General features: G+C 75.0%; 11 protein-coding genes and 1 pseudogene. 2 read left to right on the top strand and 10 right to left on the bottom strand.

The features are described from left to right. Both aspA and GC722_RS09765 read right to left on the bottom strand, forming a co-directional pair. Positions 1–183, bottom strand: a pseudogene (gene aspA, locus GC722_RS18300) (aspartate ammonia-lyase); the annotation flags it as partial. Beyond that, positions 180–878 (bottom strand): spermidine synthase family protein, encoded by a 699-nt coding sequence (locus tag GC722_RS09765; RefSeq protein ID WP_156609678.1) that lies wholly within the window; start codon positions 876–878, stop codon positions 180–182. The pseudogene aspA and the gene GC722_RS09765, both read right to left, overlap by 4 nt. 108 nt (positions 879–986) lie before the next feature. Between GC722_RS09765 and GC722_RS09760 the strand changes: the two genes are divergently transcribed. Continuing rightward, entirely contained in the window at positions 987–1,541 is a 555-nt protein-coding gene (locus GC722_RS09760) for a DUF4245 domain-containing protein (RefSeq protein WP_197429943.1), read from the top strand. Positions 1,542–1,553: 12 nt separating this feature from the next. Here GC722_RS09760 and GC722_RS09755 read toward each other — a convergent pair whose 3' ends face one another. The 4 genes from GC722_RS09755 to GC722_RS18955 form a co-directional block, all read right to left on the bottom strand. Continuing rightward, positions 1,554–2,570, bottom strand: coding sequence for a sugar phosphate isomerase/epimerase family protein (locus tag GC722_RS09755; protein ID WP_156609676.1), 1,017 nt, complete (start codon positions 2,568–2,570; stop codon positions 1,554–1,556). Between the two features lie 120 nt (positions 2,571–2,690). After that, positions 2,691–3,788, bottom strand: coding sequence for a Gfo/Idh/MocA family protein (locus tag GC722_RS09750; RefSeq protein WP_331714624.1), 1,098 nt, complete (start codon positions 3,786–3,788; stop codon positions 2,691–2,693). Further along, a complete protein-coding gene (locus GC722_RS09745) occupies positions 3,785–4,885 on the bottom strand; it encodes a Gfo/Idh/MocA family protein (RefSeq protein WP_331714623.1) in 1,101 nt (366 codons plus the stop codon). Before GC722_RS09745 ends, GC722_RS09750 begins: the two co-directional genes overlap by 4 nt. Beyond that, positions 4,882–5,637 carry a sugar phosphate isomerase/epimerase family protein gene (locus GC722_RS18955; protein WP_331714622.1) on the bottom strand — a complete coding sequence of 252 codons (756 nt, stop codon included), beginning with the start codon at positions 5,635–5,637 and terminating at the stop codon, positions 4,882–4,884. The genes GC722_RS09745 and GC722_RS18955 overlap by 4 nt, the downstream gene beginning before the upstream one ends. A 134-nt stretch (positions 5,638–5,771) precedes the next feature. On the opposite strand from GC722_RS18955, the gene GC722_RS09735 reads away from it, so the two are divergent. Continuing rightward, positions 5,772–6,950 carry an ROK family transcriptional regulator gene (locus tag GC722_RS09735; RefSeq protein ID WP_331714621.1) on the top strand — a complete coding sequence of 393 codons (1,179 nt, stop codon included), beginning with the start codon at positions 5,772–5,774 and terminating at the stop codon, positions 6,948–6,950. Here GC722_RS09735 and xylB read toward each other — a convergent pair. The 4 genes from xylB to GC722_RS17740 form a co-directional block, all read right to left on the bottom strand. Further along, on the bottom strand, positions 6,909–8,345 hold the full coding sequence (gene xylB, locus GC722_RS09730) for a xylulokinase (protein WP_156609673.1): 1,437 nt from the start codon (positions 8,343–8,345) through the stop codon (positions 6,909–6,911). The genes GC722_RS09735 and xylB overlap by 42 nt on opposite strands. After that, positions 8,342–9,511 carry a Gfo/Idh/MocA family protein gene (locus GC722_RS09725; protein ID WP_331714620.1) on the bottom strand — a complete coding sequence of 390 codons (1,170 nt, stop codon included), beginning with the start codon at positions 9,509–9,511 and terminating at the stop codon, positions 8,342–8,344. The genes xylB and GC722_RS09725 overlap by 4 nt, the downstream gene beginning before the upstream one ends. Next, entirely contained in the window at positions 9,508–10,302 is a 795-nt protein-coding gene (locus GC722_RS09720) for a ThuA domain-containing protein (protein WP_156609672.1), read from the bottom strand. The genes GC722_RS09725 and GC722_RS09720 overlap by 4 nt, the downstream gene beginning before the upstream one ends. Positions 10,303–10,361: 59 nt before the next feature. Beyond that, positions 10,362–10,882: ATP-binding cassette domain-containing protein (locus GC722_RS17740; protein WP_197429942.1), on the bottom strand; the 521-nt coding region annotated here is incomplete at its 5' end.

Below are 10,882 nucleotides of genomic sequence, written 5' to 3'. Positions count from 1 at the left end.
GGCGGCGGCGCCCTTGATGGTGGCCAGCGCACGGATCAGGGCGGGCTCGATCGGCGTCCCCGAGATCGGGAAGTTCTCGACGGCGCGCTGGGTCTGCGCCCGGTAGAGGGCCTGGGCGGGCACCCGCACCTCGCCCATGGTGTCCCGCTCGATCCGCATGTCCTGCTCGGTGCTCTGGCTCATGGCTGCACGATAGCGGGGGCCGTGGTGAGGTAGATCGCGTAGCCGATGGCGTGACGGCCCCGCCGCACCGGCACCACCACCTCCTCGGTCGGCCCGAGCCGGGTCAGCGCCTGCTGCAGCTCCGGGGTGCGTCCCTGGCACCACACCGCCAGCAGCCCGCCGGGCACCAGCAGCGCCAGGGCGCGCGCCAGCAGCGGCGCGCTGTAGAGCCGGGCGTTGTCGGGGTGGATGAGGAAGTCGGGGCCGTTGTCGACGTCCAGCAGCACTGCGTCGGCCCAGCCCGTCGCAGCCTCCTCGAGCCAGCTCACCACGTCGGCGGTGTGGAGGGTGCAGCGGGGGTCAGCCGCCACCCGGCCGAGCTGCTCGGTCAGGCCGGCGCGGGCCCAGGCGACCAGGTCGGGCTCCAGCTCGACCACCTCCAGCCGCTGCACGCCGGCGTCGAGCAGGGCGGCGGCGGTGTAGCCCAGCCCCAGCCCGCCGACCACTACCCGGCCCAGCCGGCCGCGCTCGGCCACCAGCTCGGCCAGCCGCCGCTCCGAGGCCACCTCGGCGCTGTCCATGGCGAAGGCGCCGTTGACGACCAGCTCGTGCACGGGCGCGGTGCCGGGGGAGCGGCGCTCCCGCAGGGCCAGCTCGCCGCGGGGACCCTGGGCCCGGGCCAGGGTGGTCAGGGACACGGGCTCGGGCGCGGGCACGCCAGCACTGTACGGCCCGCTCGCCGACCCGGCCGGGCGGACCGGCCACGCCCCGGGGGTGTCCGGCGCGACTTGGGCGGACCGCAGCGATGGGGGAGGATGGCCGACGTGGCCCGCAGAGACCGAACCAGCTCGAACCCGGCGGACATGTTCCGGTCGCTGGCGGTCATCCTGGTGCCGATCCTGCTGCTGGGGGCGCTGCTCACCGTGCGGCTGGACGACTACCCGGTGGAGCCGGTGGACGTCCGGCCCGTGCTGACGGTGGCCCGCGACGAGGCGCCCTGGCCGGTGCTCGCCCCGGAGCAGCTGCCGGCGGACTGGGTCCCCACCCGCGTCACCTGGACGCCGCAGGGCCGTCCCGGGCTGAACGGCGAGCCCTCCGACCGCAACCGCTGGGTGGTCGGCTACCTGGATCCCAGCCAGACCTACCTGGCGGTCGAGCAGGCCGACGGGCCGGCGGCGCCCTTCGTGGCCGACGTCACCCGCGAGGGGCGGCCGGAGGCCACCACCACGGTGGGCGACCAGGAGTGGCAGCAGCACGTCTCGGCCGACGGGCGGACCCGCTCGCTGGTGCTGGTCGCCGACGAGGTGACCACCGTGGTGTCGGGCGACGTCAGCTACGACGAGCTGGCCGCCTTCGCCGCCACCCTCTCCGCGGGCTGAGCCGCCGCGCCCTCACTGGTTGCTGAAGGCGGCGTCGAAGGACGCCTCGGGCAGCTTCCACAGCAGCTTGCGGATCGCCTCGACCGCCTCGGCGGCCCCGTGCTCGCGGTCCATCCCGGCGTCCTCCCACTCGATCGAGATCGGGCCGGCGTAGCCGATGGACTTCAGCGCGCGGAAGGCGTCCTCCCAGGGCACGTCGCCGTGGGTGGTGGAGACGAAGTCCCAGCCCCGGCGGGGGTCGCCCCACGGCAGGTGGGAGCCGAGGACGCCGGCGCGGCCGTTCTGCGGGCGCAGCCGGGTGTCCTTGCAGTCGACGTGGTAGATCCGGTCGGCGAACTCGACGATGAAGCTCACCGGGTCGATGTTCTGCCACATCATGTGCGAGGGGTCCCAGTTGAAGCCGAAGGCCTCGCGGTGGTCGATGGCCTCCAGGCTGCGGACCGAGGTCCAGTAGTCGTAGGCGATCTCCGAGGGGTGCACCTCGTGGGCGAACTTCACGCCCTCGGAGTCGAAGACGTCCAGGATCGGGTTCCAGCGGTCGGCGAAGTCCTGGTAGCCCTCGTCGATCACCGAGGCGGGCACCGGCGGGAACATCGCCACGTAGGGCCAGATCTTGGAGCCGGTGAAGCCGACGACGACGTCGACGCCGAGCTTGCGGGCGACCCGGGCCGCGCGCTTCATGTCCTCGGCCGCCCGCTGCCGCACCCCCTCGGCGTCGCCGTCGCCCCAGACGTAGTCGCGCAGGATCGCCTGGTGGCGGAAGTCGATGGGGTCGTCGCAGACCGCCTGGCCGCCGAGGTGGTGGCTGATGGCCCACACCTTGAGGCCGTGCTTGTCGAGGATGTCGAGCCGGCTCTGCACGTAGGCGTCGTCCTCGTCGGCGCGCCGCAGGTCGAGGTGGTCGCCGGAGGCGGCGATCTCCAGACCGTCGTAGCCCCAGGCGGCGGCCTTGGCGGCCAGCTCCTCGAAGGGCATGTCGGCCCACTGGCCGGTGAACAGCGTGACGGGGTGGGTGGATTCGGTGGTCATGGTGCGCTCCTTCTGCGGAAAGTGGTCAGGGACGACGGCTGAGGGCCCGGTCCGGAGGCGTCCGCCGGTCGTCCCCGACCACTTCCCGGCGGGGGTGAGGGCGGGGGGCCGGGTTCGGGGTCACAGCTGGACCCAGCTCCCGGTGGCGGCGGAGTCGAGCACGGCCTGGGTGATCCGGCCGGCGCGCAGGCCGTCCTCGAAGCGGGGCAGGCCCTCGGGGACGTCGCCGCGGACGGCGGCGTAGGTGTCGGCGGCGAAGGCGTCGAAGGCGTCCTGGTAGCCCATCGGGTGCCCCGCCGGGACGGTGCACAGCCGCGCCGCGTCGGAGGAGAGCTGGTCGGCGTCGCGGGGGAGCAGCAGGCTGCCCGAGCGGCGTCCCAGCCAGACGGTCTCCGGCTGCTCGGTGTCGAGGCAGAGGCTCTGCTCGGCGGCGGCGACCTCCAGCTGCAGCCGGTTCTTGCGGCCGGGCGCCACCTGCGAGACGACCAGCGAGCCGATCGCGCCGCCGGCGGTGCGCAGGGTCAGCGCGACGGCGTCCTCGGTCTGCACCGGGGTCCCGCCGCGCTCGTCGTAGAGGCGGCTGGTGGAGGCGGAGAGGGCCACGATCCGGTCGCCGGTGACGAACTCCAGCAGGTCCACGAGGTGGGAGCCGATGTCGCCGAAGGCGCGGGAGGCGCCACCCGCGGCGGCGTCCACCCGCCAGTTGTCGTCCTCGGCCGTCAGCAGCCAGTCCTGCAGGTAGCTGCCGACGACCGTGCTGATCCGCCCCGACCCGCCGGCGGCGAAGCGGGCCCGGGCCTCGCGGACCAGCGGGTAGAAACGGTAGACGAAGGGGATCGTGGCCACGGCGCCGGCGGCGGTGGCGGCCGTGACCAGCGCCTCGGCGTCTGCCACCCGGGTGGCCAGCGGCTTCTCGCAGACCACGTGCCGGCCGCTGGCCAGCACGGCCTCCACCTGCTCGGCGTGCAGCGCGTTGGGGGTGCAGACGTGCACCACCTCGACGGCCTCGTCGTCGAGCAGCTCGGCCAGCGAGGCGGCGGACCGCTCGAAGCCCAGCTCGGCCGCCGCGGCGGCCGAGCGCTCGGGCGAGGAGGAGGTGACCGAGACCAGCCGCGCCCCCGCCGAGCGGGCGGCGCGGGAGTGGACGCGGGCCATGAACCCGCCGCCCACCACCCCGACCCCGGGCCCGGGGGCCCCGGTGCGGTCCGCCGGGCTCACAGCGTGGCCTCGGTGGGGTCCCAGTCCTCGGCCAGCGGTTCCACCACCTCGAAGCGGCTGCTGACGTCCACCGGCTGGCCCGACTCGCCGGCCTGGATGGTGGCCTGCATGACGTCGAGGACGTGGAAGGCCAGCGCCCCCGAGGCCCGCTCCGGACGCCCGGCGCGGATGGCCCGGGCCAGCTCCAGCACCCCGGTGCCGCGGGTGGAGGTGGAGCCGGTGCTGGGAAGCGTCTGCGCCTCGCCGGCGGTGTGCAGCACCAGGTCGCCCTCGAAGGTGTTGGGGTCGGGCACCTCCAGCGTCGCGTCGGTGCCGGCGACCTCCAGCTGGACGCGCCGCAGGTGGGAGTCGAAGCTGAACGTCGAGCTGGCGGTCTGCCCGCTGGCGAACTCGTACAGCGCCGTGACGTGGGTGGGGACCTCGACCGGGAAGGTCTGCCCCGCCCGCGGGCCGGAGCCGATGACCCGCTCGGTGCGGGACTGGCTGAGGGTGGCGTGCACCCGGGTGACGGGGCCGAAGAACTGGGCCAGGGCCGTCAGGTAGTACGGGCCGATGTCGTACAGCGGGCCGGCGCCGACGGCGAAGAGGAAGTCCGGGTTGGGGTGCCAGGACTCCGGGCCGGGGCTCAGCATCATGCTGTGGGCGCTCATCGGGGTGCCGATGCGGCCCGAGGCCACCAGCCGCAGCGCGGACTGCAGGCCGGCGCCGAGGAAGGTGTCGGGGGCCGTCGCCACCCGCCGCCCGACCCGGTCGGCCAGCTCCAGCAGCTCCTGCGCGGAGGTGGTGTCGAGGGTGATCGGCTTCTCGTTCCAGACGTGCTTGCCGGCCTCCAGGGCGGCCCGGGCCACCTCGGCGTGGGCCACCGGCACGGTCAGGTTGACCACGATCTCGATGGCGTCGTCGGCGAGCAGCTGCTCCGCCGAGCCCGAGCCCGGGACGCGGAACTCCTCGGCCTGCGACCGGGCCCGCTCGAGGTCGAGGTCGGCCACGAAGCGCACGTCGAGGTCGGGGAAGCTGGTCAGGTTGGTCAGGTACTGCGTCGAGATGGTGCCGGCGCCGATGACGCCGACGCCGACGCGTCCGGTCCCCGCGCTCACCGGGCGTCCTGCTGGTCCGCGAGCTGCTGCAGGAACGCGACGCTGTCGGCCACGGCCTGGAAGCGGTCGCCGCGGCAGTCGTCGAGCTCGATGACGTGGAGGGCGCCGGGGGTGGCGGCCACCAGCTCGGCAATCGGCTGGCTGCCCTGGCCGACGGCGACCTGGTCCTTCACCTCCGCGGTGCCGGGGCCGTCCTTGACGTGCACCGCGACCACGCGCGAGCCCAGCCGCTCGATCAGCGCCAGCGGGTCCTCACCGCCCACGGCCACCCAGTAGGCGTCCACCTCGAGGACCACGTCGTCGGCGAGCAGCCCGGCGAAGTACTCCAGCGCGGTGACGCCCTCCAGCCGGGAGGCGATCTCGTGGGCGTGGTTGTGGTAGCCGACGGTGACGCCGTGGTTGACGGCGATGCGGGAGGCGGCGTTGAGCGCCTCGGCGGTGGCGGCGACGTCCTCGGTGGACTGCCAGCGCTCGGTCGGCACGTGCGGGTCGATGACGGTGCCGATGCCCATCGAGCTGGCGGTGGCGAACAGCTGGTCCAGCTCGTTCTCGGGACGCCCGATGAAGCCCTGGTGGGTGGTCGGGGCGGTCAGCCCGCTCGACTGCAGCGCGTCGGCGAGGGCCGGGCCGAAGCCGAGCAGGTCGAAGGGCTCGACCCGGGTCAGCCCGAGCTCGGCGAGGCGGGCCAGGGTGCCGGGGAGGTCCTCCCTCGCGGCTTCACGGACGGTGTAGAGCTGGACGGAGAGGTTCACGGTGCTCCTGCAGGGGCTGGGGGTCGCGCGGAGCGGCTGCCCCGTCGCGGTCCCCACTCTGCTGGCGCTTTTGCCGAGTGTCAAGCAAAAGCCGAGCAGGATGGGACGGCGATCCGCTGTGCTTTACTCAGAAGGTGGACCACCACCCTTCAGCGAGCGTCGACGTGCTGGACGTCCTGCGCGACGGCCGGCCGCGCACCCGCGCCGAGCTGGTGGTGCAGACCGGGCTCTCCCGCTCCACGGTGGCCGCCCGGGTCGAGGCGCTGGTGGGTGCCGGGCTGGTCCGCGCCGCCGGCGAGGCAACCTCCTCCGGCGGGCGTCCTCCCGCCCGGGTGGAGTTCAACCCCACCGCCGGGCTGGTGCTCGCGGTCGACCTGGGCGCCACCCACGGCACCGTCGCCGTCACCGACCTCTCCGGGACGGTGCTGGCCGCGTCCACCCTCGAGCTGGCGGTGGCCGACGGCCCGGCGCGGGTGCTGCCGCTCGTGCTGGAGGAGGGACGCCGGCTGCTGGCCGGTCGCGGGCGCGCGCCGGCGGACGTGGTGGGGATCGGGATCGGGGTGCCCGGCCCGGTGGAGCACTCGACCGGGCGGCCGATCACGCCGCCGATCATGCCCGGCTGGGACCGGGTGGACATCCCGGCCGAGGTCCGGGGCCGGCTCGAGCTCGACGTGCCGGTGCTGGTCGACAACGACGTGAACCTGCTGGCGCTGGCCGAGCACCGCACCGTCTGGCCCGACGTGGCCGACCTGCTCTTCGTCAAGGTCTCCACCGGCATCGGCGCCGGGATCGTGGCCGGCGGCGTGCTGCAGCGCGGCGCCTCCGGCTCGGCCGGCGACCTGGGCCACCTGCGGGTGCCGTGGGTGCCCGACGCGCCCCGCCCGCCCGAGGACGTCCGCGACCTGGAGGCGGTGGCCGGCGGGCCGGCGATCGCCGCCCGGCTGCGGGAGCAGGGGCTGGACGCCCGCACCAGCGCCGACGTGGTCGCCCTGGTCCGGGCCGGCGACCAGCGCGCGCTGGACGCCGTCCGCCAGGCCGGCCGCGACGTGGGTGCGGTGCTGGCAGGCGTGGTGAACCTGCTCAACCCCTCGGTGATCGTGCTCGGGGGCAGCATCTCCCGGGCGGGGGAGCACCTGGTCGCCGGCGTGCGCGAGGTCGTCTACGGCCAGTCCATCCCGCTGGCCACCCACACCCTGCGCGTGGTGCCGTCGCGCTCGGGCGAGACCGCCGGCGTGCTGGGTGCGGCGCTGATGGTCACCGCCCGGGTGTTCTCAGCCGATCCGACCGAGCTGTTCGCGCGCCGCCTCGGGTAGCCGGTCCCGGTACTGGCGCCGGATCACCGGCTGGTGCTGCGACGGGTGGCTCTCGGTCACCGAGCGGTCCCAGCGGGGCCGCTCACCGGTCAGCACCCAGGCGGCCTGGAACGCGGCCCCGAGGGCGACGTACTCCCCGGGCGCGGGCAGCTCGACGGTGGAGTCGAAGACCTCCGCGGCGATCCGCGGCAGCGCCCGGGAGCGGGCCGCGCCGCCGATGGCCAGCACGCGGCGGGCCTCCACGCCGACCCGCTGCACGGCCTCCACGCCGTCGGCCAGCCCGCAGAGCAGCCCCTCGAAGGCGGCCCGGGCCAGCCGGGGACGGGTGGTGCTGGCCAGCGTCATCCCGAACAGGGTCGCCGTGGCCTCGGGCAGGTTGGGGGTGCGCTCGCCCTCGAACCACGGCTGCAGCACCAGCCCGCCGCAGCCGGCCTCGGCCGCCAGCGCCAGCTCGCCCAGGCCGTCGTGGTCGACCCCGAGCAGGGTGGCCACGGTGTCCAGCACCCGCGCGCCGTTGAGGGTGCAGACCAGCGGCAGGAACGCCCCGGTCGCGTCGGCGAACCCGGCGACGGTGCCGGTCGCGTCGGCCACCGGCTGCTCGGTGGAGGCGAAGACGGTGGTGCTGGTGCCGATCGAGACCGCCACCTCGCCCGGGCCGAGCAGCAGCCCGAGCGCCGCGCCGGCGTTGTCGCCCGAGCCCGGACCGACCACCAGGCCGTCGGGGACGGCGCCCGCCGAGCGGGTCGTCCCGGCCCGCTCCGAGGGGCCGAGCACACGGGGCAGCACGGCGTCGTGGCCCAGCGAGGCCTGCAGCAGCTCGCGGTCCCAGTCGCCGGTGGCCGGGGACCAGTAGGCCGTGCCGGAGGCGTCGGAGCGGTCGGTGACCAGGGCGTCCAGGGACGCCCGGCCCGGCTCCCCGTGACCGAGCAGCCGCCAGGTCAGCCAGTCGTGCGGCAGGGCCACCGCCGCCACCCGGGCGGCGTTGCCGGGCTCGTGCTCGGCCAGCCAGCGCAGCTTGGTGCCGGTGAAGGAGGCCACCGGCACCGAGCCGGTCCGCCGCGCCCACGCCTCGGCGCCGAGCTCGGCGACCATCGCCGCGGCCTGCGGGGCCGACCGGGTGTCGTTCCACAGCAGCGCCGGACGCACCACCTCGCCGTCGGCGTCCAGGGCCACCATGCCGTGCTGCTGGCCGGCGACGGAGACGGCGGCGACGTCGTCCAGCCCACCGGCGTCGGCCACGGCCGCCTGCAGGGCGTCCCACCAGTGCCGGGGGTCGACCTCGCTGCCGTCGGGGTGGCGGGCCCGTCCCTCGCGGACCACCGTGCCGGTGGCGGTGTCCACCACCAGCACCTTGCAGCTCTGGGTGGAGGAGTCGATGCCGCAGACCAGGCTCATGCCGGGCTCCTCGGGTCGGGGTCGGAGGTCGGGAGGATCTCGTGCCGCGGCGGGCTCGCCCCGTCACGGCCGCGGGCCAGCGCCTCGCGCACCGAGGGCCAGCCGGTCAGCACGTCGCGGACGTCGTCGCGGATCTCCTCGGCCACGGCCCGGCGGCGGGCGCGCTCGAGGACGTCGTCCAGCAGCACGCGGCCGCCGGTGGTGGCCGACTCGACCGCGGCCTCGACCATGGCCAGGCTGAGCACGTTCTCGTGCACCTCGCCCGGTGCCGGTGCACCGGTGCGGAGGGCGGCGCAGAAACCGGTCAGCGCACCGGCGATCCCCTCCCCGACGGCGCCCGCGTCCGGCGCCGCGTCCTGGGCGGGCGCGGCGCTGCTGCGCGGCTCACCCTCGCCGTCCCACTCGGCGGTGCCGTGCTCGGCGCTGACCCGCCAGTGCCCGTTCCACGACGTCTCCTCGCCGGGCGCGCACCAGGAGCCGTCGAAGACGAAGCGGCTGCCGTCGGCCAGCTCGAAGACCGCCGAGGCCGAGGCGTCGCCGGCGTACCAGCTCCACGGCGGGTTCCAGCTCTCGCAGTACACCGCGACCGGTTCGACGTCGAGCAGGTAGCGGGCCGCGTCGAAGTGGTGGATGGCCATGTCGACCAGCAGCGGCTGCGCCATCTCCTCGCGGAAGCCGCCGAAGCGGGGGGCGCGGAAGAAGTCCGCCGAGAGCGACCCCACCGCGCCCAGCCCGCGGACCAGCTCGCGGAACCGTGCCAGCCGCGGGTTGTGACGGCGGGACTGGCTGACGGCGAACAGCTGGCCGGTGACCTCGGCGGCCGCCGTCAGCGACAGCGCCTGCGCCAGCGTGGCGGCGGCCGGCTTCTCCCCGAGCACCGCCAGCCCGGCGAACAGCGCGGCGGTGGTGACCGGGTGGTGGGCGGCGGGGACGGTGACGTCGACCACGGCCCGGGCTCCGGTGCGGGCGGCCAGCGCCAGCACGTCGACGTCCACCGGCAGGTCGGGACGGCCCAGGGCGGCCACCGCGTCGCGGGCGGCGGCCAGGTCCAGGTCGGCCACGCCGACCAGCTCGGCATCCTCGCCCGCCTGCACCGTCTGCAGCCAGGCCCGGCCCATCGCGCCCGCACCGACGACGACCACGGGCAGCGGCTCCGGCGCGCTCACCCCATCGGCCCGGTGTAGCCGTGGCCGCGGTAGAAGTCCCCGGTCTCGTAGCGCAGCAGCACCGGCAGCTCGCGGCGGGGACGGTCGGTGGCCGCCCACCGGCAGGCGTTGGCGATGACCTTGCGCACGCCCTCGTGGTGGTACACCGGGTAGTCCTGGTCGCCGGGGGAGAAGTAGAAGATCCGGCCGTGGCCGCGGAAGAAGCAGCACCCGGAGCGGATCACCTCCCCGCCGCTGAAGGTGGACAGGAAGACCAGCTGGTCCGGGGCCGGGATGTCGAAGTGCTCCCCGTACATCTCGTCCTCGGGGATGATCATCGGGTGCGGGACGCCCTGGGCGATCGGGTGCGTCGGGTCCACGGTCCAGACCAGCTCGCGGTCGTGCTCGCTGCGCCAGCGCAGGGTGCAGGTGGTGCCCATCAGCCGGGTGAAGATCTTCGACCAGTGCCCGGAGTGGAGCACCACCAGCCCCATCCCGGCCAGCACGTGGCGGTGCACGCGCTCGACCACCTCGTCCGACACCTCGGCGTGGGCGGCGTGACCCCACCAGGTCAGCACGTCGGTGGCGGCCAGCACCTCCTCGGTGAGACCGTGCTCGGGCTCGTCCAGGGTGGCGGTGCGCACGGCCACCTGCGGGCCGAGCTCGGCCACCACGCCCTCGGCGATGGTGGTGTGCATGCCGTCGGGGTAGATGGCCCGCACGTGCTCCTCGACCTGCTCGTGCCGGTTCTCACCCCACACGGTGACGTGGAGCGGTGCGGTCGGTGCGTCGCTGGCAGCAGGGGGCGTCATCGGTGATTCCCGTCTCTAATATGTTGCGCTGAGCAACTTATGGAGCCTCCCGGTCGATGTCAATGGTCGTCCGGTGCCGGTGGTGCGTCCACGTCGGCGGCGGGTTCTGGTCCCATCCCCTCGGGCCCGGTCGGTCCGGGGGTGTCGAGGTCGACCACCCGGTCCAGCCGCAGCTCGTCCAGGAAGGGCCGGTCGTGGCTCACCACCAGCAGCGCGCCGCGGTAGGCGTTCAGCGCACTCACCAGGTGCTCGACGCTGGGCAGGTCGAGGTTGTTGGTCGGCTCGTCCAGGACCAGCAGCTGGGGTGCCGGCTCGGCGAGCAGCAGGCAGGCCAGGGTGGCGCGCAGCCGCTCACCGCCCGACAGCGTCCCGGCCGGCAGGTCGGCCTCCCGGCCGCGGAAGAGGAATCGCGCCAGCCGGGAGCGGATCTGCCCCGGGGTGGCGGTGGGGGCGTGCACCGCCACGTTCTCCACCACCGTGAGGCGGCTGTCGAGCAGGTCCATCGACTGCGGCAGCAGCCGCCACGGCACGTGCACCGCGACGTCGCCCTCGGCCGGCCGCTCGCCGGCCAGGGTGCGCA

Source organism: Auraticoccus cholistanensis, assembly GCF_009742705.1.
Lineage (GTDB): Bacteria > Actinomycetota > Actinomycetes > Propionibacteriales > Propionibacteriaceae > Auraticoccus > Auraticoccus cholistanensis.
The sequence above is the reverse complement of the archived record's forward strand: the minus strand, read 5'-3'. Positions and strand labels throughout refer to the sequence as shown.